This window comes from Nocardia terpenica (genome assembly GCF_013186535.1).
GTDB lineage: Bacteria > Actinomycetota > Actinomycetes > Mycobacteriales > Mycobacteriaceae > Nocardia > Nocardia terpenica.
This window is the reverse complement of sequence record NZ_JABMCZ010000001.1, coordinates 970472-992528: the sequence shown is the minus strand read 5'-3', so window position 1 is coordinate 992528 and position 22057 is coordinate 970472. Positions and strand designations below refer to the sequence as shown.

The window sequence follows — 22057 nt, the reverse complement described above, 5'->3', positions numbered from 1 at the left end:
TCGTGAAACCACCCGCAGTGAAGCTCGATTTCATCGCCGCCATCGAGGCATGGGTCCGCTCCCTGCTGGGCATCAACTCCGCGCACGGCGCAGCGATCGCCGAACTCGAAACACGCCTTGCCACAGGCTCGGCGTACGTGGATAAGTTCAACCGACTGAACGCGCCCGTGCTCGGCAACGACTGGATTCAGGGCGGCGCTGGGCAGGGGCTCGGCATCATCGACTCCGCCGCCCGGATCGACAACACGGGTATCTCGACCGGCATCCGGTACGCGATATGCCCGCAGCAGATGACCGACGACAACCATTCCGTCGCCGCCATCGTCAACCCTGCCGGTGTCATGGCGGGAGCGATGACCTCCCTGTACCTCCGCGCGAATGCGGACCTCACCGAGTTCGTCTACCTGAACGCCTACCGCGACGCGCTGTACATCGGCCGCGGCACTCGGTCCGGCGACAACTGGACCTTCAATGACTGGAAGTCGGTCACCTCGCGCGGAGTCCGGGAATCCGACACCGTCGAATTCGTCCCCTCCGGGACCACGTACCGGGTCATGATCAACAAGACCACGATCCTGGAACACACCGATGTGTCGGGGTACCCGATCGACTCAGCACACCGCACCGTCGGATTCTCGTCCGAAACCAAGTTCCAGGGCATCATTCCCAACTACTCGTGGGGGCTCGCTGCGTTCTCGGCCCGCTCCGGTCTCGGGCAGCTGTCGGCGACGCATGCGACTGCTACAGCGGCGCGGGAGACAGCGGCGGCGGCACAAGCGACTGCGCACGATGCCCACACAGCCGCAACAAATGCCCAGACCGCGGTGGCATCGAAACCGGACTACTCGGACATCCCCACTGATATCCCATTGTGGGAGAATCTGAATCCTAACGACGACACGACTTTCCCGCTGTCACAAGCGGTTCTGCTCACCAACGCCACGAAGGACGGCGGCGAGTCCGAAAGCATCGTCCCGTTCTACACGCCAGCGTCTGGCGCGCTCGAGCTGGGCTTCATCCGCGCCCGACGAGACCGTACCTACAACGAAATTGGCCTGATCATCGGCCCTTCAGGGTGGTCCCTGGTCAACAACGTCCACATCTGCCTGTACAAGCTGAACCAGGCGACCGGTGACCTCGACACCCTGCTGTGGACATCCGGAGACATCAAAACCCGACTGGGCCAGAGCGATACCCACTACCGGTTCAACATGTCGACTGATGGGACCGCTACCGGTCCGATCACCGCCGCCAAGGGCGACGTCTTCGCGGTCGGATTCCTACAGAATTATTTCGGACTCGGCGGCTACGAGCTGATTGCTTTGCAGCGCTACGAGATTGCGCAGCCTGCGGGTATCCATCCGCGACAGCCGTACTACTGGTCGCGAGGAGGAAGCGGAGGCAACGGCCCTGGCTTCGACGGTCCACCCTCGTCAATACCCTTCGCGAGCTTCGGCACCAACAAGTGGTGGCCTTGGTTCGTCCTAGGTTGACCAGCGAGACGACGTGTTAGCGGCCAGGCGGAGATTCCTCAAGGACGACCAGTTGCAGCGGCCACGTAGCTCACGGTCGTGGCCGGTTGACGAACATTAGTAACTCTCCGGCAATGCATGGCTTGCTGAGCATGGAAGGCGCGCACCCGTAGTCGGAGTACGTCCATTGCGAAGTTGTCCGGTGTTGTCGCGCGTCCAACGGCATGATGTGCGGACGTTTCCCCAGAGGTGGGTGTAGTAGAAATCGTTGTCCTGCGTCAACCTTCTGGCAGGTTCCACCTGGCGGTGAAGTCGACGGCAGGCTCGCGCGGTTGGCCGCGCGCATGTCCTGTAGCCGCTTTCCGCGCGATCCGAATTGACTTGCCCCATCGGGATGGGGCTCCGGTCGCGGTGGCTGACTGACAGAGCGGATGGTGTCGTTGTCGAAGGATCGGTGTGCGGGGTAGGGCCGGTCACGGGGCGTACCCGCCTGCGCACGGTTGCGATCGCCTACGCCGATCGACGTAGGCGATCGCTATCGCCGATGCTGGATTGCCAGGGTATCCGACGGGTCGTGGCGTGGTTTACTTACGAGGCTTCCAGTCGACGCTGGCGAGGGTGGTACCCGAGTGGTCCAGCTTGGCGTAGATCTCTGTGATCTCGTTGATCGGCGGATTTTCCACTGCGTGGGTCGTGGCGGTCCATTTGTGGGATTTTCCGTCACACGTGATTCGTACCTCCTCAAGCTCGGTATTGTCGGCAGTACCGAACGGGTCGGGGTCGTTGTTCACCATTTCCTGTCTATCCGTCTTGACCTGGGCCTCTACATTCACCACGGCTTTCTCGTCCGAGGGGGCGCAGGTCGCTGTGCCGGTGACTTCGACTACCGACGAATCGTTCGGGCCCGCGGTGTGTTTGGCGTTTGTGACCTTTATCGAGTCGGTCGCGGCGTGCGCCATCGGCGCGGCGGCCATCATGGCCGCGACCGATATCAACCCGGCGGTGGCCAGCACCGAGACTTGCCCGCGAATAGTACTCACGATGCTCCTTGGAGTATGAAAACGACCGAACTGTCCAGTTGTCCGACGGTCGGTATTCGGAGCCACCGGGGCAGAAGATCGGTCTCTCGGCCCAACGAGCAGAAAACACAGCCCGATGGCGTCGGTCGACCACCACCTGCCAGCGAGGCTGGAAGCGACCGCCACGCCTGTGCGCAAACACCCGCTATGCCGCTTTTCGAGCGTTTTCCGCTGGTCGACGCCCGTGTAGGCCGCGTCAGGTGTTCGATCGCCGAGTGCCTGGTGCTCGTATTTCACGGTGCCGAACCACCTTTCGATCACACCGTTGGTCTGGGGTGACCGCACCCGAGTGCGGACGTGTCGCAGCAGCGGGTCCGGTCCGGGAAAACCTGCTTCCACTTGCCCACCGACGCCGTACTCACCCCGCGCCGCCTCGCCGCCTCCGCGGCGCTCATCTCCCCGGCCAGCACCGACAACACCACCCGAACCGTGTCCTCGATCGGGATCTTCAACCGCCGTGACCTCGCCACCGCGCGTCTCCTTCCTGATCTCGTGCTCGGAGCGTAAACCGAGCAACCCTGCCAGAAAGTTTGACGCGCTAGATCGCCCGCTATGCGTAATGGTGTTCGACGGGGCGCTTGGACCCTGTAGACCCTGCCAAGCATGCCCTCCCTATGTGCGGCGATTAGCCCGGCCCCACCACCCCTGGCCGGTCGTCAACAGCGGAAGGTCAACTCGCGGAACCAAGTTCAGGAGTATCGGCCATAGGTATCTAACATGCTCACAGCGAGCAAATTCCTAGACACTAAGGATATTCATGACCATACCGACCTATACGGCGTTCAAGCTGCAGATTCCAGGACTCGGCATCACCGTCGGCGTCGACATCGATGATGCTGGCAACACGTTCATCGCGAATCGGGACAGCAAGCAGATACTGCAGCGCTCACCTGACGGGGTAGTCGCACCGCTCGCGCTCACCGGCCTGAGCGACCCTTACGGAGTGAAGGTCGACCCGTCCGGCCGCGTGCTAGTGGTCGATTACGGACGCCATGAGGTCATCCGATTCACTCCGGCCACCGGCAAGCGTGAGGTACTGCCGTTCGTGGAGCTGCGGTTCCCCACCGATGTCGACGTGGACTTCGCGGGCCGGATCCTGGTTGTTGACGGCGGGAACCGTCGCGTGGTTCGGCTGACCAATGACATTGACCAGGAAACTGTCGGCACGGGGGAGGTCGAGGGCATTCACGGCATCGCTATCGACAGCAGCGGTGCCGCCTATGTCACCCAGCGCGGCGGCGGCCCGGAAGGTCTGTATCGCTTCGCTGACGGGAAACTGCCTGAGCTGATCGCGACCAATGGTCTTGACGGCCCGGCTGGCGTTGATGTTGGGAGCGACGGAACGATCTATGTGGCCAACGGCGGCCAGGCGCAACATTCTTCGACCGTGGCTCTGTTCAATCCGGACGGGACATTGATCACACTGGTCAAGACCTGCGAACCGTTGTCGAGCAAGCCATGCGTGATGCGACCGCTCGCACTGGCACTCGATCAGGACGGCAACATCACGGTCATCGGGTATCAGCCCGAGGCAATCCAGCTCATCCGCAACCCGTAATCAACGCCGCGACGCGACCACGCCGGTGGGCCGACAGTGTCGTGGCGCTTGCCGACCCTCCCCTGGACGAGTTCAATCCAGTCACCGGCGGCTAGCCGAAAGTTAATGAGTTGCGGCCAGATACTCATCCAGCTACTGGCCGCAGACGACGACGCGCACCGCTTTCGCGATACGCGTCGTCTGCGCGTCACACCGAAGCTGTGGCGCGTTCCGCGTGACGCCATCGACGCACCGTCGCCTCGGACCGGCCGACTTCACGCGCGATCCGATAGTTCGACCAATCGGTGTCGCGAATGAACGTAACTGCGCGCGCCCGTGCGTCGCTCGTGCCATCAGGTGCGGCATCGTCCGCGTCAACCGTCGTCGGTGACGTCGCGTCGCCGACGCGACGTAGGTGCGACAGTGGCGACAGGGAGGGGTTGTGCACCACATCCATGGCCGGATCGGGCGCATCGAATTCCTCTGGCGCAGGCGTTGCGGCGTTCTCAGGCTTCGGGTCGGTGGTCGCTGATGATGCGTTGTGTCGCAGCATCATCGCCAGGTGCGTCGCCGCCAGCATCGCGATTGGTGCGGTAATTGCCATCGCGACGCGCAGCTGTGTCGGAATCGCTGCGTCGGGCGACAGGAAGACGTGCGTCCCGGTCACCCACATCGCCAACGCGGTACTTGTCCCCAACAGGAACCACGCATAGGCGGCGGCCCAGCCCCGCAGTTCGTCGAGAGCGATGGTGGCGACGACGATCAAACCGTCGACCACCAACGGGTAGGTCATCGGAAGCGAGATGCCGGACCGGGCGGCCATATCGCTGGATGCGGTGAAGGAAGACGCGAACGCGAGGGCACAGATCAGGCGGGCGCCCCTGGACGCGATGACAGCACGGGAGTGCATCGAATGGGTTCCTTTGGTTTCGATGACTGCTGCCCGTTGGCGGACGGGCAGCAGTCATCTTCTGTCTGCTGGATTGTTGCGGACTGGGCTGCCGGGTCGGTTGGCTTTCCATGCCCGGAACTCGTTTTCGTCCCAGAGCGGGGTGCTTCCGACCTTGACCTTGGGCTTGGGGGCCGGATTGGTCTTGGTCGGCCGGTTGACGTAGGCGTGCCAGGTGCGGAGTTCGACATCCGCCTCGTCTGCGCACTCCTGGGCAGTCATGTAGCCGGGCAGGTCGGACATCGGCATCCTCTCGGGTCGCGTTGGGCAGGCCCATAATACAAATCAGGTATGTATGGCGCGGGCTGCCGATCGCACCCTTCGGCGGGCTGGCCACTTCAACGGCCAGCCCGCGGGGATGGATTACCGACCGAGAGCGGGGCGACCCCTCACAGCCGTATTGCCGATGTCTGCTCGTGCACCGGCCTGAGCCCCATGGTGTTCGCCGCGACCGTCTCGGGCACCCACCGTCTTACTGCTGACGATCGACCCCTTGTTTTCACGGCGCAGTGTCTCCGTCGCTCGGTCACCGTCGTCGCGCAGCATGAGCGACGTGCCTGGGCTACCGGCGACCGCCGCCTCCTCAACCTGGGTGAGACGGGCCTGGATGGTGCGGATGAATCCGATGATCCAGCTGCGACGGTAAGCACGGACCTGATGGTGGTCGAAGGGCGGTTCGGGCACGCTGTTCGCTGCGCCGATGAGCATTTGTGTGGTGAGTGATCCGAACAGCAGCTGCACGCGGAGGATGTGGTCAGCAGTGCCGTAGACCATGACGCACTTCCCGAACGCGCTGTAGATGGTTGCACAGTGCAGTGCGGTGCCGATCGCATGCAGAAGGTCGGCCTGCAACGGGATGTACTTGCCCTGGAGGCGGATGACCTCGCTGACGATGGGGGCCTGTTCGGGCGCATCGGCCCGGCGTCGCGCCTCGGCTTGGTCGATGCCGAATTTGGCGCACAGGGCCATGGCGCGCTCGTTGTAGGTGTCGGCGGCCGGTGTTCCGGCGACGCTCTCGGCCATCTCGAACAGGGTGCGGGCCTTGCGGAGGTAATCATGCTCGTTCGTCATGGATGGGTTCCCTTTTCGACTACGCGGCACCGACTTCGGCGATCCCGCTCTGTGGTGCGACCGGTGGCGGCCGGTCGCATCCCAGACCATACATACCGGATATGTATGTGGCAACCGAAAGCCCTGCACAGCAGCGAGATTGGCGATGAGCGACGGACCGCAGGGGGCCGATAGGCATGGAAGAATGGGCAGGTGGCGAACAATGCACTTCCCGCGGTCGCAGTCGTACGCTGCAACCGTGGGAGTGTGATTCATGTCACGAATGGCCGCTCGCTAGGAGCGGTCGTCGACAGTGAGGCAGCCGAGCAACGGCTACACCAGGGGAATGGTTACACCCTGGGTTACACCAGGGCGTTCGGGCAACACGAGGCACGTTGGCCGAAAAGCAGAAAACCACTGCTTAGCAGTGGTTTTCGTGGGTGGAGCGGGCGACGGGAATCGAACCCGCACCATCAGCTTGGAAGGCTGAGGTTCTACCATTGAACTACGCCCGCAGTGCCTACGACGCCGAGAAGGTCGGCGCGATGTCGGCTGCGCCTGAGACTGTACCGAACCTCACTTCAGAAACGCCAATCGCCCAGCCGGTGGGCCGTGTTGCGGCCGCCGGACATGCGGGTATTGCGAAGGTCGGGCGCACCTGGTACTCGTTCCCTGGGCACCTCTTCGGCGCGTCGATGAAGACACGCGGAAATGGGGTGTAACGGTGCGGACGGTGAGACGATCTCACTGCCGATCGCCATTCGCGAGATATCGGAACAGGTTGTAAAACCTCGTCTTTCGATGTCGAGTGGCTTGCTAGGATCCTTTTTGCCGGACGGGGGTATCTGGAAAGGGGGCGGTGAGCGTGCGCCGATGGTGTACCCGACCGCATAGCAGTGAGCACGATCCGGAGGGCGTGGCCGGCCTGGGTGCCGGCACAGACGACGTCCGCGCGAGGTGAGCGCCGATGCCCACCGAGCTGGACACCCGAACCGCCGCCACCGTCGCGGCCATCACGCGGGACTGGTCCCGCGCCGTCTCGGTCGGCGCCGATCAGCCCGCGCCACCCGATCGGCTGGAACGGCTCTTCACGGCGATCATCGACGAACTGCTGGCGCTGGCGGGCTCGGAACCGTTTCCGGTGCACGCTGCCCGGGCGATCGGCCACCGGCTGGCCGAGGCCCCGTTCGAGAACACCCGGATGCTGGCGCCCGCGACCCGCGCGCTGCTCGGATTCGCGCCGGGCGAGCCGGGTTCGCTCATCGCCACCCGCTGGCCGTTCGTGGCCAGTCACGCCATCGATAGTTATGCCGAGGCTCTGCAGCAGCGGGCCCTGGCCCAGCAGGAACGCAACCTGACCGCCGCGGTGTCGGTGCGGGTCCAGGAGATCGCGGAGCTGCAGCATCGGCTGCGGCACGAGGCCACCCACGACGCGCTCACCGATCTGGCCAACCGGTCGCTGCTGCAGGAGCGGGTGCGGCTGATGGCCACCGATCGCTCGCGCGGGGTCGGGCTGATGCTCATCGACCTGGACGACTTCAAACAGGTCAACGACGGGTTCGGCCACGCGGTCGGCGACGAGGTGCTGGTGGAGATCTCGCGGCGGCTGCGCGCCGCCTGCCCCGACAACACCGTGGTATGCCGGTACGGCGGCGACGAATTCGTGCTCGCGCTGCCCGCCCACCGCAATACGCTCGGCGAGGTGGCCATGCGGGTCCTGGCGTCGCTGCACGATCCGGTGCGCACCGCCGCGGGCCGGGTGCCGGTGTCCGCGAGCGTGGGCACCGCGTACTGCCCGGCCGGGCGCGCCTGTGATTTCTCCGACCTGCTGCGCAGCGCCGACCGCGCGATGTACTCCGCGAAGACGGCGGGCAAACGCCGCTTCGCCCTGTCGGAGCTGGGCGACGACGAGGACGAGCCGGGCGAATTCGCCGCCCGGCGCACCCTCCGCACCGCCGCCGTCGCGGGTTGAACCGGGCGTCCGGGCCGATAGGCAAGCAATCGGCAATATTCGGGCGCCGCGTACCCTTGTCGGTGTGGGACTTCTGCTGATCCTGTTGGTGCTCGTGCTGATCGTGTTCGTCGTGGTGACATTCGCCGGACGCTCCACACGCAATCGCCAGGCCGAGCAGCTCGCCGATGCCAAGGCCGACGCGCGCCGGCTCATCGAACGCCTGGGCGGGCAGGTGTACAACCTGACCGGCAGCAACGACGCATCCAAACAGGCCCTGGCCGACGCCGGTGAGCGGCTGAACGCGGCCGGTTCGCAGATCGAGCAGGCCACCACCGTGCCGCAGACCCGGCTGGCCAAAGAGACTGCGCTGGAAGGGCTCTACTACGTGCGCGCGGCCCGCGAGGCCATGGGCCTGGATCCCGGACCGGCGGTGCCGGAACTGGACGGGCAGAGCCGGGCCGGTCGGGTCACCGAGGACCGCACCATCGATTACGACGGCCGCCGCATCGAGGCGTCGCCGAATCCGACGGCGCAGACGCCCAATTACTACCCCGGCGGGTATGTCGCGGGCCGTCCGGTCCCGGCCGGGTGGTATTCCGAGCCGTGGTGGAAGACCGCGCTGGTCGCCGGGGCCTGGGGTGTCGGTTCGGCGCTGCTGTTCGACGCCCTGTTCAGCGGCATGTCCGGCGTCGCCTACGGCGCTTCCGGATTCGAGGGCGGCTACGGCTCCGGCTACGACGCCGGGTATCAGGCGGGCTTCGACGCGGGCGACCAGGCCGGGTACGACGCCGGTGGATACGACGGCGGTGGATACGACAACGGCGGCTGGGGCGGAGACTACGGCGGCGGCAGCGGGTTCGGTGACTTCGGTGGCGACAGCGGCGGCGGATTCGGCGATTTCGGTGGGGGCGACTTCGGGGGCGGAGACTTCGGCGGCGGCGGCGATTTCTGATCGTCAGCCGGGCTGACAGGTGGGGCACCAGAACAGGTTTCGCCCCTCCAGCACCGAGTGCAGAACCGTCGCGCCGCACAGTCGGCACGGCTCCCCCGCCCGCCGGTACACGTAGGTGCGGGGCCTGCCTTCCGCGTACGACGGTGCGCCGTGGTCGTGTTCGGGCCGGACCACCACGATCTTGCCCCGGCGCACACCGATGCGCATGAGCTCGACCAGATCGGTCCACAGCTCGCCCCATTCGGCGGCGGTCAGGTCGCGACCCCGCCGCCGCGGCGAGATCCCGTGCCGGAACAGCAGTTCCGCGCGGTAGACATTACCGACCCCGGCCAGCACCGCCTGGTCCATCAGCAGCGAGCCCAGCGAGCGCGTCGAGCGGTGGATGCGCTGCCAGGCGCGGTCCGGATCGGCGTTGCGGCGCAACGGATCCGGGCCCAGGCGCGCGGTGAGCGCCTCGACCTCGGGCCGGTGCAGCACCTCGCAGGCGGTGGGGCCGCGCAGATCCGCGCCGAACGCCTGCTCGGCCCGACCGGCCCCGATCATGCGCATCCGCACCTGCCCGACCGGATTCGTCAGCGGCGCAGGCGATTCGGTGAACGTCCCGTACAGGCCGAGATGCACGTGCACGACCAGGCCCGAATCATAGTGGTGCAGCAGGTGTTTGCCCCACGCCTCGGCCCGGGTCAGCACGTGCCCGTCCACCAGCGCCGCGCCGTCGGCGAAGCGCCCCTGCGGACTGGAGACCCGCACCACACCCCCGGCGAAGCGGCGGTGGTGCAGCGTCGCCAGGCGGTGCAGGGTATGTCCCTCGGGCATCAGCGCGGCAGTTCGCCGGTCTTCTCGTACTCCGCGATGATGTCGATGCGGCGCTGGTGGCGCGGCTCCTCGGACCAGGGGGTGGCGAGGAAGGCGTCGACGATCGCGAGGGCGTCCTCGGTGGAGTGCATGCGGCCGCCGATGCCCATCAGCTGCGCGTTGTTGTGCTGGCGGGCCAGCTTCGCGGTCTCCACGCTCCAGGCCAGCGCGCAGCGGGCGCCCGGCACCTTGTTCGCGGCGATCTGCTCGCCGTTGCCGCTGCCGCCGAGCACGATGCCGAGCGAGCCCTCGTCGGCGACGACCCGCTGCGCGGCGTCGATGCAGAACGCGGGGTAGTCGTCGGCGGCGTCGTACTCGTGTGCGCCGCAATCGATCACCTCGTGACCGGCCTGCCGCAGGTGGTCCTTGACGTGGTTCTTCAGTTCGAAGCCGGCATGGTCGGCACCCAGGTATACGCGCATGGACGTGATTGTGTCAGGCGGTCGCGAGCGCATTCGTCCCGGGCCGCGGCGTGGATCCTGGGCGGGGTCGCGGAGAGTGCGCACGGATAGGGTGCTCGACATGCAGTCAGACGACCAGTGGGCACGATCCACCTCGCCCGCACAGCCGCCGGGCTGGAATCCCGTCACGGGGATGACCGGCTGGGACCCCCGACTCGGCGCGCCCGGATGGGCGCCGCAGGCGCCGTATGTCCCGCCGCAGGTTCCGGCCGCGCAGGGCCCGCGCGGCCTGTCACCGTACGGGCGGCCCGCCCGGCACAGCTGGGAGATCCCGCTGCTGGTGATCGTGATCGTGGCGACGGCGCTCGCCTATCTGGTCGCGATCGGGTTGCTGCTGCTGGGTTATGTCAGCGATTACGCGCTGGCCCTGCTGGCCGCGCCGGTGCTGCTGTGGTTCGGCCGCGGCGTGAACTACGCGATGCAGCGGGTCAACGCGGTCCGGATGTCGCCCACTCAATTTCCCGAGGGCTACCGGATGGTCGCGGAGGCCGCGGCCCGCTACGGCCTGGCCACGGTTCCCGACGCCTACGTGCTGCTCGGCAACGGACAGATCAACGCGTTCGCGTCCGGCCACGGATTCCGGCGCTACGTGGTGGTCTACAGCGATCTGTTCGAGGTCGGCGGCCGGGCCCGCGATCCCGAGGCGCTGGCGTTCATCATCGGCCACGAGGTCGGCCACATCGCCGCCGGGCACGTGTCCTACTGGCGGCAGCTGGGCATGTTCCTGGTGCCGTTCCTGCCGATCCTCGGCAGCTCGCTCATCCGCGCCCAGGAGTACACCGCCGACAATCACGGCTTCTGCAACCGCCCCGGCGGCGCACCGGGCGCGATGCGCGTGCTCGCGGGTGGCAAATATCTGAACTCGCTGGTCGGCTTCGACGAGATGGCGAATCGCGCGTCGCAGGAAAAGGGCCTGTTCGTCTGGATCGCCAATGCCCTGTCCTCGCACCCGGTGCTGACCTGGCGCATGTGGGCGCTGCGCGACCGCACCCGGCACGGCAAGCTGTTCCTGCGCCCGTCCGCGCCGCCGCAGGCGACCACCCCGCCGCCCGGATATCCGCCCGCCGCAGGGCATTACGGCGAGGCCCCGAGCCTCCCGCAGTAACCACGCCGCACCCCTTCATCGCGGCGTGGCCACCGCCCGTCGTTCCTAATCGAACGTGGGGTCCTCGGTGCGGGTGCGCTTGAGCTCGAAGAAGTGCGGGTAGGCGGCCAGGGCGACCGCGCCGTCCCACAGCTTGCCCGCCTGTTCGCCGCGCGGGATGCGGGACAGGACCGGCCCGAAGAAGGCCACGTCGTTGATGTGGATGGTGGGGGTGCCGACGTCCGGGCCCACCTTGTCCATGCCCGCGTGGTGGCTGACGCGCAGCGCCTCGTCGAATTCTTCGCTGTCGGCGGCCTGCGCCAGCTCGGCGGGCAGGCCGACCTCGTCGAGCGAATCGGCGATGACCGCGGCCAGCGACTTGGCCCGGTCCTCGCCCATGTACTCGTCGCGGCGGTTGTGGATGCGGGTGCCCATCGCGGTGTAGAGCGGGGACAACACCTCGTCGCCGTGCTTCTGCGCGGCGGCGATCGCCACCCGCACCGGGGCCCAGCCGGTCTTCAGCAGCTCGACGTACTGCTCCGGCAGGTTGTCGCGGTTCTCGTTCAGCACGGACAGGCTCATCACGTGGAAGTGGGTCTCGATGTCGCGGACCTTCTCGACCTCGAGGATCCACCGGGAGGTGATCCAGCACCACGGGCACAGCGGGTCGAACCAGAAGTCGACCTTGTCCTTCGTTCCGCTCACGTCGTCGTCCTCTCGAAAAATGGGGGAGGCGGGGTGGTAACACCGTCGATTCTCATCAACGACGGGAACTTCCGGATATTTCCCATCGGGGCGAGTTAGGGTCGAGAAACCTGGTTGCCGTCCCCGGAGGTTTTCATGACCACAGATTCCAGGTTCGTCCTCGTCGGCGGTGGGCTGGCCGCGGCGAAACTCGCGGAGGCGTTGCGCGACAACGACTTCGACGGTTCGATCACGCTGATCACCGAGGAGGAGCGCCTCCCCTACGAGCGGCCCCCGCTGTCGAAGGAACACCTGCTCGGCAAGAAGGCGCTGCCCGACTTCACCGTGCACGCCGCGCAGTGGTACCGCGACCATCACGTGGAGCTCATGCTCGGCACCACCGTGTCCGCGATCGATCGGGCCTCGAAAACCGTTGCGCTGCCGGATGGTTCGACCCTGCACTACGACAAGCTGGCGCTCGCGACCGGGTCCCGGCCGCGGCGGCTGCCGCTGCCCGGCGCGGACGCCGAGGGCGTGCACGTGCTGCGCACCATCGAGGAGTCCGACGCTCTCCTCGCCCTGTTCGGCTCGATCCGGCGGCTGGCGGTGATCGGCGCGGGCTGGATCGGGCTGGAGGTGACCGCCGCGGCCCGGGCGGCCGGTGTCGAGGTGACCGTGCTGGAGACCGAGCCGGTGCCGCTGCGGGCCGCGCTCGGCACGCGGATGGGTGAGGTCTTCGCCGATCTGCACCGCGCCCACGGGGTGGATCTGCGGTGCGGGGTCGCGGTCGCGGCGATCGTCACCGCGGACGGCCGGGCCACCGGCGTGCGGCTCGACGACGACACCGAGATCGCGGCCGACGCCGTGCTGCTCGCGGTCGGCGCCCGCCCGAACGTGGAACCGGCCGCCGACGCCGGGCTCGCGGTGGAGGGCGGCGTGCTGGTGGACGAGAGCCTGGCGACCAGCGACCCGGACATCGTGGCCGTCGGCGACATCGCCGAACAGCAGCATCCGGTGCTGGGTCGGCGAATCCGGGTGGAGCACTGGGCGAATGCGCTCAACCAGCCCGCCGTGGCCGCGCGGACCATGCTCGGCAGGCCCGCGGCCTACGACCGGCTGCCGTACTTCTTCACCGATCAGTACGACCTCGGGATGGAGTACACCGGATACGTCGCGCCCGATCAGGAGGCCACGGTCGTCGTGCGCGGCGATACCGACGCACGCGAATTCGTGGCGTTCTGGCTCGATTCCGGCAACCGGGTGCTGGCGGGGATGAACGTCAACGTCTGGGACGTCACCGAGCGGATCAAGCAGCTCATTCAGTCCGGCGATCCGGTGGATCCGCAGCGTTTGGCGGACACCTCAGTGGAGTTGTGACCACTCCTCGCCGGTGATGAGCGCATACGCCTCGGCGTATTTCGCGCGGGTGGCGGCCACGATGTCGGCGGGGATCTCCGGGCCGGGAGGCTCTTTGTCCCAGCCGGTGGAGGTGGCCCAGTCGCGGACGAACTGCTTGTCGAACGAGGGCTGCGGGTGGCCGGGCGACCACTGCGCGGCGGGCCAGTAGCGGGAGGAGTCGGAGGTCAGCACCTCGTCGCCGAGGGTGAGAACGTCGCCGTCCCAACCGAATTCGACCTTGGTGTCGGCGATGATCACGCCACGCTCGGCGGCGTAGGCCGCGCCGCGGGTGTAGATCGCGAGGGTGAGCTCGCGCAGGCGCTCGGCGACCTCGCGGCCCTCCTGGCGCACCACATCGGCGAAGGCGATGGGCTCGTCGTGGCCCTGCGACGCCTTGGTGGTCGGGGTGAAGATCGGCTCGGGCAGCTTGTCGCCCTCGCGCAGCCCGGGCGGCAGCGCCACCCCGGACACCGAGCCGGTGCGCTGGTACTCCTTCAGGCCGGAACCGGACAGGTACCCGCGGGCGATGCACTCCACCTGCACCATCTTCAGCGGCTTCACCCGCACCGCGCGCCCGGCGAATTCGGCCGGGACATCGGTGGTGGACAGCACGTGGTTGGGCACGTCGGACAGGTAGCGGAACCACCAGTTCGACAGCTGGGTCAGCAGCGCGCCCTTGTCCGGGATCGGCGTAGGCAGCACCACGTCGTACACCGAGACCCGGTCGGAGGCGACGAGAATCAGCGAATCGCCGTCCTCGTAGAGATCGCGCACCTTGCCCGCGTGGATGTGCTTCACCTGTCCTCCTCGTTTTCGACGAGGCTCAGCCTACCCAGGGCGACCGCGCGCTCCGACATGGCATTCTGGGCATCGTTGCGCCCGCACCCGGGCGCCGGGGCCGACCAGTGAAGGAGTGTCCTTGTCCGCACCGAACCTCACCCGTGAGCAGGCGATCGCACGCGCCGCGACGATCGGCGTGCAGAACTATCGTGTCGAACTCGATCTGACCGGGCAGCCCACCAACCCCGCCGCGGCCACCGGTGACACGTTCTTCTCGCGATCCACCGTCACGTTCACCGCCACCGCGGGCGCGGAGACCTTCGTCGACATCGTCGCCGCCGGGGTCCGCTCGGCCGTCCTCAACGGTGTCCCGCTCGAGATCGGCGACTACGACGAATCGAAGGGCCTCACCCTCACCGGCCTCGCCGAGCACAACGAGCTCGTGGTCGAGGCCGACTGCGAATACTCGCACACCGGCGAGGGCCTGCACCGGTTCGTCGATCCCACCGACGACGCGGTGTATCTGTACTCGCAGTTCGAAACGGCCGACGCCAAGCGCATGTTCGCCTGCTTCGATCAGCCCGACCTCAAGGCCACCTACGACCTGACCGTCACCGCGCCCGCGGACTGGGAGGTGATCTCCAACGGCGCGCTCGTCGACTCGCAGAAGACCGGCGGGGTGCTGCGGCACACCTTCGCCACCACCCCGCGCATGAGCACCTACCTGGTGGCGCTGATCGCCGGGCCGTACGCCAAGTGGACCGACACCTACACCGACGAGCACGGCAGCATCCCGCTGGGCATCTTCTGCCGCGCCTCGCTGGACGAATTCATGGACGCCGAACGGCTTTTCACCGAGACCAAGCAGGGCTTCGGCTTCTACCACCGCAACTTCGGCGTGCCGTACGCCTTCGGCAAGTACGACCAGTTGTTCGTGCCCGAGTTCAATGCCGGGGCCATGGAGAACGCGGGCGCGGTCACCTTCCTCGAGGATTACGTGTTCCGCTCCAAGGTGACTCGCGCCTCCTACGAGCGGCGCGCGGAGACCCTGCTGCACGAGATGGCGCACATGTGGTTCGGCGATCTGGTCACCATGAAGTGGTGGGACGACCTGTGGCTGAACGAGTCGTTCGCCACCTTCGCCTCGGTGCTGTGCCAGTCGCAGGTGACCGAATACACCGGCGCCTGGACCACTTTCGCGAATCTCGAGAAGTCGTGGGCGTACCGGCAGGATCAGCTGCCGTCCACCCACCCGATCGCCGCGGACATCCCGGACCTGGCCGCGGTGGAGGTGAACTTCGACGGAATCACCTATGCCAAGGGCGCTTCGGTGCTCAAGCAGCTGGTCGCCTACGTCGGGCTGGAGCCGTTCCTGGCGGGCCTGCGCGACTACTTCGCCGCGCACGCCTACGGCAACGCCACCTTCGACGATCTGGTCGGCGCGCTCGAAAAGGCTTCCGGCCGTGACCTTTCCAGCTGGGGCGCGCAGTGGTTGAAGACCACCGGCCTGAACACGCTGCGGCCCGATTTCGAGGTCGTCGACGGCAAGTTCACCCGGTTCGCGGTGCTTCAGGAGGGGGCGGCCCCGGGCGCGGGCGAGCGGCGCGTGCACCGACTGACCGTCGGCGTCTACGACGACCGGGACGGAAAGCTGGTGCGCACCAAGCGCGTCGAGCTCGACGTCGACCCGGTCGAGCGGACCGAGGTGCCGGAGCTGGTGGGCGTCGAGCGCGGCAAGCTGGTGCTGATCAACGACGACGACCTCACCTACTGCTCGGTGCGGCTGGATCCGGAATCGCTGGACACGGTGGTGGCGCGCATCGCCGACATCTCCGAGTCGCTGCCGCGCACGCTGTGCTGGTCGGCCGCCTGGGAGATGACCCGCCAGGCCGAGATGCGGGCCCGCGATTTCGCCGCGCTGGTGCAGCGCGGTATCGCGGCCGAGACGGAAATCGGTGTGGTGCAACGGCTTCTGTTGCAGACGCAGACGGCCCTGGCCAGCTACGCGGATCCGGTGTGGGCGCGGGAGACCGGCTGGCCCGAGTTCACCGGGCGGCTGCTGGAGCTGGCCCGGGCGGCCGAGCCCGGTTCGGACCACCAGCTGGCGTTTGCCAATGCGCTCACCCGGGGACCGGCCACGGCGGCGCAGCTCGAGGTGCTGCGGCGGCTGCTCGACGCCGACCCGGCAACGGTCGGGCTGGCGGGGCTGGAGGTCGACACCGATCTGCGCTGGCGGATCGTGCAGGCGCTGGCCGCGGCCGGGGCGATCGATGCCGACGGCCTCGAAACCCCGTTCATCGACGCCGAATTGCGGCGCGATCCGACCGCCACCGGTCGGCGCCAGGCCGCCACCGCCGGGGCCATGCGCCCGCAGGCGGCGGTCAAGGAGCAGGCGTGGGACACGGTCGTGCACGACGATTCGGTGCCCAACATCACCACCCGCGCGATCGTCACGGGCTTCGCCCCCATCGGCCAGGCGGACCTGCTGGCGCCCTACGTCGACCGGTATTTCGCGGACGTGCCCGGGGTGTGGGAGCGCCGCTCCAGCGAGGTCGCCCAGACCGTCGTGATCGACCTCTACCCCACCTGGGCCATCACCCCGGAGGCCGTCGCCGCCGCCGACCGCTTCCTGACCGGCGACCACCCACCCGCCCTCCGCCGCCTGGTCCTCGAGGGCAAGGCAGGCATCGAACGCTCCTTGCGCGCAAGGTCTTTCGACGCCAGCTAGGTTCAGCGCCCCGATCCCGGCCAGAAGCACGCCGGGATCGGGGCGACATTTCCCTCGCCATCCCGGCGCGCTTTCCCTCGCCATCCCGGCACGCTATCCCTCGCCATCCCGGCGCGCTTTCCCTCGCCATCCCGGCGCGCTTTCCCTCGCCATCCCGGCGCGCTTTCCCTCGCCATCCCGGCACGCTATCCCTCGCCATCCCGGCATGCTTTTGGCCGGGATCTCGCTGCTGTGAGCAGATCTGCTCACAGCAGCGAGGGGGCCGGTCGGGGCGTTTCGTCGGGCACCGTGGGGGCATGGCTCAGGACGACAAGACTCCGCTGTTCAATTGGCGCGTGCGGGAGCAATTGCTCAGCCGGCGCATTCTCGTACTCGACGGGAACCTCGACGACGACAACGGCACCGTGCTGATGACGCAGTTGCTGACGCTGGCGGCCGAGGATTCCGAGGCGGGCATCTCGCTGTGGATCCATTCCCTCGGCGGCTCGGTCCCGGCGATGCTCGCGATTCGTGATGTCATGCGGCTGATTCCGTGCGACGTTTCCACGCTCGCGCTCGGATTGGCCTGCAGCGCCGGGCAATTCCTGCTCTCGGCGGGCACGAAGGGCAAGCGGTACGCGCTGCCGCACGCCCGGATCCTCATGCATCAGGGTTCGGCGGGCATCGGCGGCCACGCGCCCGAGGTCGAGGTGCAGGCCGACGATCTGCGCTACACCGTCAAGACCGTGGTCGGCCTGATCGCCGAGGACACCGGGCAGGACTTCGATCGCATCTACGAGGATTCGCTGCACGACCGGTGGTTCAGCGCGACCCAGGCACAGGAGTACGGCTTCATCGACCGGATCGTCGACTCGTTCGGTCAGGTCATTCCGCAACGGCAGCGAGTGGGGATCTCGAAATGAGCAGTTACACAATTCCGAACGTCATCGCCCAGAATCCGCGCGGGGAGCGGATCATGGACGTCTACTCGCATCTGCTGGCCGAGCGCATCGTCTACCTCGGCACGCCGATCGATTCCGGGGTGGCCAACGCGCTCATCGCCCAGCTGCTGCACCTCGAGGCCGAGAGCCCCGGGCGGGACATCAATCTGTACATCAACTGCGAGGGCGGCGACCTGTCGGCCATGCTCGCGGTGTACGACACCATGCAGCACGTATCGTCCCCGGTGGCGACCTTCTGCGTGGGCCAGGCCATCGCCGTCGGCGCGGTCCTGCTGGCGGGCGGCAAGCCAGGGCATCGCACCATGCTCCCGCACTCCCGCGTGGTCCTGCACCAGCCGGCCGACAGCGGCCGCGGCGCCATCCCCGACCTCATCATCCAGGCCGACGAACTGGTCCGCCTCCGCTCCCAGGTAGAAACCATCCTCTCCCAACACACCGGCCAATCCCTGGAAACCCTCCGCCACGACACCGACCGCGACCGCGTCTTCACAGCCCAGGCCGCCATCGAATACGGCCTGGCCGACAGAGTCCTGGACCCCCGCTCCTGACTCGCCCTGTGGGCCCCGGCCAAAAGCACGCCGGGGCCCATAGGGAGACGGGCGCGCCGGACCCACAGGGAAACGAGCACGCCAGGGCCCATAGGGGACGGGCACGCCGGGCCCACAGGGAGACCAGCACGCCAGGGCCCATAGGGGACGGGCACGCCGGGCCCACAGGGAGACCAGCACGCCAAGGCCCACAGGGGACGGGCACGCCGGGCCCACAGGGAGACCAGCACGCCAAGGCCCACAGGAGACGAGCACGCCGGGCCCACAGGGAGACCAGCACGCCAAGGCCCACAGGAGACGAGCACGCCGGGCCCACAGGGAGACCAGCACGCCAAGGCCCACAGGAGACGAGCACGCCGGGCCCACAGGGAGACCAGCACGCCAAGGCCCACAGGAGACGAGCACGCCGGGCCCACAGGGAGACCAGCACGCCAAGGCCCACAGGGGACAAGCACGCCGGACCCACAAGAAGACCAGCACGCCGGACCCACAAGGAGACCAGCACGCCAAGGCCCACAGGGAGGGCCCGCCGGGGTCCCGGCGCGCTTTTGGCCGGGATCCATCGGAACGTGCTGCGTACCAGTGGATTCCGGCCGAAGCATGCCGGAATGGCGGCGGTCGTCGCGATATCGCGTCACGAACCTCAGTGGGGCGCCAGGCATACCGAGAGTTCGAGGAAGGCAACGCGCATCAAGGGAATGGGCGCGCTGAAGGCCCTCGAGGGACTACGCCTGCCGGGCGTTGAGGGAACCGGTGCGTAGAAGTGTGGGCCGTGCTCGGCGAGGGGTTACGCGGCCATGAGGACCGGGCCGGTGGGGCGGCGGTGGGGCCTGTCGGGGCCGGTGATGATGGTCAGGCGGGAAGTTGGGCGGGTGGGGGGCGCGGTGGGGGCGGACATGCGGACCAGGATGGACTGGCGGCGTAGGTCTTCGGCTACCTGTTCGGTGAGGTCGGCGAGGGTGGTGCCCAGGGCTCCGGCCAGGGCCGCGATCATTTCGCTGGAGGGTTCCTTGCGGCCGCGTTCCACCTCGGAGAGGTATTGGGGGGAGACTCCTGCGCGGCCGGCGGTTTCGGCGAGGGTTTCGTCCTGGTCGCGGCGGAGTTCTCGCAGGCGCTGGCCGAGGACCTCGCGCCACAGCGGCTCGCGGGGCTGCGGGGCGGGCGACCGATCCTCGCGTCCGCCGGGGATCGAGTGCAGTGTCGGGTGCTCGGCCATACCCAGAGCGTACAGAGATTCGCCTCTCGGCGGCTCGGCATCCCCCGCCACTCACCGTGCGGAGTTCAGTACCGCGCCGAGGACGGTGGTGGTCATCTTCTCGACGGCCTCCGCCGAGGGGGCGGTCCCGGTGCGATCGGCGAACAGCAGGTGCCCGGCTCCCGTCAAAGTAGGTGCGAGCGTGTCGATATCGGCGTCCGCCGCGATCCGGCCCAGGTCGCGCTCCGCGGTGAGGTAGGCGGCGATCATGGCGGTGGCCTCGGTCGCCAGGGGGACGCCGGTCGGCCAGGTCTCGCGCAGCCGGGCGCGCAATTCGTCCCGGAAGATGACCAGGCTGACGATGGCGACGGCGACGGATTCGAAGACCGAGGTCAGCGCCTCGGCCAACCGACCGGCGACGCTCCCGGTCCCCGCGGACTCGCACAGGGCGGCGGTTCGGCGTTCGATGCGCGCGGCACGGTCCAGCACCAGCTCGGCGAGGAAGCCGTCGAAGTCCGAGAAGTGCCGGTGCAGAACGCCTTTGGCCACCCCCGCCTCGGCGGTGACGGCCCGGCTGGTCAGCCCGTTCGGCCCGTCCCGCAGCAGGATGCGTTCGGCGGCGGCGAACAGCTGCTCGCGCACATCCCTGATGGCGACGCCGGTCGGCATCGTCCGATCCTCCCTTCGCCGTTCGGCTACCAGCGAACAGCCATCGCGAGTGGGCACACGCCCACTAAAGTGGGCACATGGTCACTCTACCGCCCGGGCACCCGGGACCTCCCGAGCACCAACCACATCGGGCCCGCGATATGGCCGAATCGTTCGGCGCGGAGGCGGCCCGCTACGACCGCGCCCGTCCCCGCTACCCCGATGCCATGGTGCACCGCCTCGTCGCCGCGAGCCCCGGCCCGGACGTGCTCGACGTCGGCTGTGGAACCGGCATCGCGGCGCGGCAGTTCCGCGCGGCGGGCTGCCGGGTGCTGGGCGTCGAACCCGATGCGCGCATGGCCGATTTCGCGCGAGCGCAGGGATTCGAGGTCGAGGTGGCGCGCTTCGAGGAATGGGATCATGGCGGGCGCACCTTCGACGCGGTCATCGCGGGCCAAGCCTGGCACTGGGTGGATCCCCTTGCGGGAGCGCGGAGTTCGGCGCGGGCCCTGCGCCCCGGCGGCCGCTTCGCCGCGTTCTGGAACGCGATGCAACTTCCGCCCGAGGTGGAGGACGCCTTCGCGGAGGTCTACCACCGCCTGCTCCCCGACCTGCCGATCCTGCGCGGCATGACGGCCGGAGCCGAGGCATACTCGGCGATCTGCACCCGCGCGGAAGAGGCCCTGCGCACCACGGACAGCTTCACCGACATCGACCGGTGGCAATTCCCCTGGCCCCACACCTACACCCGCGACGAATGGCTCGACGGCCTCCCCACCGCAGGCGTCAGCGCCCGCCTCCCCACCACCACCATGACCGAATTACTCACCGACATAGGCAAAGCCATCGACAACATCGGCGGCACCTTCACAATGCACTACACAGCCGTCGTACTCACCGCCCAACGCACCGACACCACCTGAGCCCGACACCACAACTCATCGGCCCCGGCCGAAACGCCGAACCCCCTCCGGTAAACCGAAGGGGGTGGGCGGCATTCGAAATCAGCTGGGGCGGCCGATGGCGGCGGCCATTACGCGGACCGCGGATACCAGGCCGTCGATCAATTCGCCCTGGCGCAGGGAGCTGAGGGCGGCGGTGACGCCGAGTTGGCAGACTCGGTCGTTGACCCGGTCGGCGACGTCGCGGCCGGAGCGCACCTCGACGGCCTTGTCGTTCGGCGAGACGGCGATGAGCACCGAGCGGGCCGCCTCGGGGGTGGCCGGGAACAGCGCGTCGACACCCGCGGCGGCGTCCGCACCGAGATCGCCGATGTAGACGTTGAAGCGCACCTTCGTGCTGCGGGTGGCCTCGGTGAGCGTGTTGTCCATGATCAGCCGTTCCTTGTCGCTGAACGGCGCCTCCTTGAACACGTCGCCGGCCTCGTGCACGCCGGAGACCCGTCCGCTGGTGGTGACGACCCATCCGTGCGGCAGGTCGGCCTCGACCACCGCGGGCCACTTAGAACTTGCCACTTGCCCGGCCTCCGATCAGGTCCGTCCGCGCGGATTCGATTGCCGCATGACTGCCATGCGAGGACTCGGTGACATCGTGACCGGTTGCGGTCACCTCGTCGGTCGCGCTCCACAGCACCGGATCCGCGGCCCACTTGTCGCCGAGGTTGTAGTGGACCGGCTTCTCGCCGGGCAGCGGCTTACCGAGGAACGACAACCCGGCGATCACCGCATAGATCACCAGTGGAATGCCGACAAAGATCAGCACTGTCTCGAGAATGCTCACAG

At 67.7% G+C, this 22057-nt stretch carries 23 protein-coding genes and 1 tRNA gene; 10 read left to right on the top strand and 14 right to left on the bottom strand.

The genetic code is table 11. From position 1 onward, the window contains the following. Positions 1–2 precede the first annotated feature (2 nt). Positions 3–1493, top strand: coding sequence for a hypothetical protein (locus tag HPY32_RS04475; RefSeq protein ID WP_156674245.1), 1491 nt, complete (start codon positions 3–5; stop codon positions 1491–1493). Between the two features lie 563 nt (positions 1494–2056). Here the strand turns inward: HPY32_RS04475 and HPY32_RS04470 are convergent. Next, positions 2057–2512 carry a hypothetical protein gene (locus HPY32_RS04470; protein WP_156674244.1) on the bottom strand — a complete coding sequence of 152 codons (456 nt, stop codon included), beginning with the start codon at positions 2510–2512 and terminating at the stop codon, positions 2057–2059. A 296-nt stretch (positions 2513–2808) separates the two neighbouring features. After that, complete coding sequence (locus tag HPY32_RS43780; RefSeq protein WP_197696418.1) at positions 2809–3021, bottom strand: hypothetical protein; 213 nt, start codon at positions 3019–3021, stop codon at positions 2809–2811. Between the two features lie 287 nt (positions 3022–3308). On the opposite strand from HPY32_RS43780, the gene HPY32_RS04460 reads away from it, so the two are divergent. Next, a complete protein-coding gene (locus tag HPY32_RS04460; RefSeq protein ID WP_067583650.1) occupies positions 3309–4109 on the top strand; it encodes an NHL repeat-containing protein in 801 nt (266 codons plus the stop codon). Between the two features lie 187 nt (positions 4110–4296). On the opposite strand, the gene HPY32_RS04455 is transcribed toward HPY32_RS04460, so the two are convergent. The 4 genes from HPY32_RS04455 to HPY32_RS04440 all read right to left on the bottom strand — a co-directional run bounded on the left by HPY32_RS04455 (position 4297) and on the right by HPY32_RS04440 (position 6602). Beyond that, positions 4297–4998 (bottom strand): helix-turn-helix domain-containing protein, encoded by a 702-nt coding sequence (locus HPY32_RS04455; protein ID WP_082870992.1) that lies wholly within the window; start codon positions 4996–4998, stop codon positions 4297–4299. A gap of 54 nt (positions 4999–5052) precedes the next feature. Next, positions 5053–5280 carry a hypothetical protein gene (locus HPY32_RS04450; protein ID WP_156674243.1) on the bottom strand — a complete coding sequence of 76 codons (228 nt, stop codon included), beginning with the start codon at positions 5278–5280 and terminating at the stop codon, positions 5053–5055. Positions 5281–5400: 120 nt separating this feature from the next. Beyond that, the gene (locus tag HPY32_RS04445) at positions 5401–6060 is read right to left on the bottom strand and encodes a hypothetical protein (RefSeq protein WP_156674242.1); all 660 of its coding nucleotides are present in this window, start codon (positions 6058–6060) and stop codon (positions 5401–5403) included. Positions 6061–6528: 468 nt separating this feature from the next. Next, positions 6529–6602 (bottom strand) — tRNA-Gly (locus HPY32_RS04440). Positions 6603–7054: 452 nt separating this feature from the next. Here HPY32_RS04440 and HPY32_RS04430 point away from each other — a divergent pair. Continuing rightward, on the top strand, positions 7055–8059 hold the full coding sequence (locus tag HPY32_RS04430) for a GGDEF domain-containing protein (RefSeq protein ID WP_067583638.1): 1005 nt from the start codon (positions 7055–7057) through the stop codon (positions 8057–8059). Between the two features lie 64 nt (positions 8060–8123). Then, on the top strand, positions 8124–8993 hold the full coding sequence (locus HPY32_RS04425; RefSeq protein ID WP_067583635.1) for a GA module-containing protein: 870 nt from the start codon (positions 8124–8126) through the stop codon (positions 8991–8993). Between the two features lie 3 nt (positions 8994–8996). On the opposite strand, the gene HPY32_RS04420 is transcribed toward HPY32_RS04425, so the two are convergent. Then, positions 8997–9809 carry an Fpg/Nei family DNA glycosylase gene (locus tag HPY32_RS04420; protein WP_067583632.1) on the bottom strand — a complete coding sequence of 271 codons (813 nt, stop codon included), beginning with the start codon at positions 9807–9809 and terminating at the stop codon, positions 8997–8999. Further along, the gene (locus HPY32_RS04415; RefSeq protein ID WP_067583629.1) at positions 9809–10270 is read right to left on the bottom strand and encodes a ribose-5-phosphate isomerase; all 462 of its coding nucleotides are present in this window, start codon (positions 10268–10270) and stop codon (positions 9809–9811) included. The genes HPY32_RS04420 and HPY32_RS04415 overlap by 1 nt, the downstream gene beginning before the upstream one ends. 91 nt (positions 10271–10361) lie before the next feature. Between HPY32_RS04415 and HPY32_RS04410 the strand changes: the two genes are divergently transcribed. Next, a complete protein-coding gene (locus HPY32_RS04410) occupies positions 10362–11414 on the top strand; it encodes a M48 family metallopeptidase (protein WP_373686617.1) in 1053 nt (350 codons plus the stop codon). A 45-nt stretch (positions 11415–11459) separates the two neighbouring features. Here the strand turns inward: HPY32_RS04410 and HPY32_RS04405 are convergent, their stop codons facing one another. Then, positions 11460–12098 (bottom strand): mycothiol-dependent nitroreductase Rv2466c family protein, encoded by a 639-nt coding sequence (locus HPY32_RS04405; protein WP_156674240.1) that lies wholly within the window; start codon positions 12096–12098, stop codon positions 11460–11462. A gap of 135 nt (positions 12099–12233) precedes the next feature. On the opposite strand from HPY32_RS04405, the gene HPY32_RS04400 reads away from it, so the two are divergent. Then, complete coding sequence (locus tag HPY32_RS04400) at positions 12234–13454, top strand: NAD(P)/FAD-dependent oxidoreductase (RefSeq protein WP_067583623.1); 1221 nt, start codon at positions 12234–12236, stop codon at positions 13452–13454. Here HPY32_RS04400 and HPY32_RS04395 read toward each other — a convergent pair. After that, positions 13440–14273, bottom strand: coding sequence for a phosphoribosylaminoimidazolesuccinocarboxamide synthase (locus HPY32_RS04395; protein ID WP_067583619.1), 834 nt, complete (start codon positions 14271–14273; stop codon positions 13440–13442). The two genes, HPY32_RS04400 and HPY32_RS04395, sit on opposite strands and share 15 nt — an antisense overlap. Before the next feature lie 121 nt (positions 14274–14394). Here HPY32_RS04395 and pepN point away from each other — a divergent pair, with 121 nt between their 5' ends. From pepN to HPY32_RS04380, 3 genes are all read left to right on the top strand, one after another. After that, positions 14395–16983, top strand: coding sequence for an aminopeptidase N (gene pepN / locus HPY32_RS04390; protein WP_067585765.1), 2589 nt, complete (start codon positions 14395–14397; stop codon positions 16981–16983). Between the two features lie 296 nt (positions 16984–17279). Then, positions 17280–17885 carry a ClpP family protease gene (locus tag HPY32_RS04385; RefSeq protein WP_067583616.1) on the top strand — a complete coding sequence of 202 codons (606 nt, stop codon included), beginning with the start codon at positions 17280–17282 and terminating at the stop codon, positions 17883–17885. Continuing rightward, positions 17882–18472: a ClpP family protease gene (locus HPY32_RS04380; RefSeq protein ID WP_067583613.1), complete on the top strand. Its 591-nt coding sequence runs from the start codon at positions 17882–17884 to the stop codon at positions 18470–18472. The genes HPY32_RS04385 and HPY32_RS04380 overlap by 4 nt, the downstream gene beginning before the upstream one ends. A 787-nt stretch (positions 18473–19259) precedes the next feature. Here the strand turns inward: HPY32_RS04380 and HPY32_RS04375 are convergent. Both HPY32_RS04375 and HPY32_RS04370 read right to left on the bottom strand, forming a co-directional pair. Then, positions 19260–19688: a helix-turn-helix domain-containing protein gene (locus tag HPY32_RS04375; protein WP_171982714.1), complete on the bottom strand. Its 429-nt coding sequence runs from the start codon at positions 19686–19688 to the stop codon at positions 19260–19262. Positions 19689–19739: 51 nt separating this feature from the next. Then, the gene (locus HPY32_RS04370) at positions 19740–20336 is read right to left on the bottom strand and encodes a TetR/AcrR family transcriptional regulator (RefSeq protein WP_067583610.1); all 597 of its coding nucleotides are present in this window, start codon (positions 20334–20336) and stop codon (positions 19740–19742) included. Positions 20337–20413: 77 nt separating this feature from the next. On the opposite strand from HPY32_RS04370, the gene HPY32_RS04365 reads away from it, so the two are divergent. Further along, entirely contained in the window at positions 20414–21238 is an 825-nt protein-coding gene (locus HPY32_RS04365) for a class I SAM-dependent methyltransferase (RefSeq protein ID WP_067583607.1), read from the top strand. Between the two features lie 81 nt (positions 21239–21319). On the opposite strand, the gene HPY32_RS04360 is transcribed toward HPY32_RS04365, so the two are convergent. Together HPY32_RS04360 and ctaJ are read right to left on the bottom strand one after the other, a co-directional pair. Beyond that, complete coding sequence (locus HPY32_RS04360) at positions 21320–21790, bottom strand: DUF5130 domain-containing protein (protein WP_067583605.1); 471 nt, start codon at positions 21788–21790, stop codon at positions 21320–21322. After that, the gene (ctaJ, locus tag HPY32_RS04355) at positions 21777–22055 is read right to left on the bottom strand and encodes an aa3-type cytochrome oxidase subunit CtaJ (protein ID WP_067583602.1); all 279 of its coding nucleotides are present in this window, start codon (positions 22053–22055) and stop codon (positions 21777–21779) included. The genes HPY32_RS04360 and ctaJ overlap by 14 nt, the downstream gene beginning before the upstream one ends. Positions 22056–22057 lie beyond the last annotated feature (2 nt).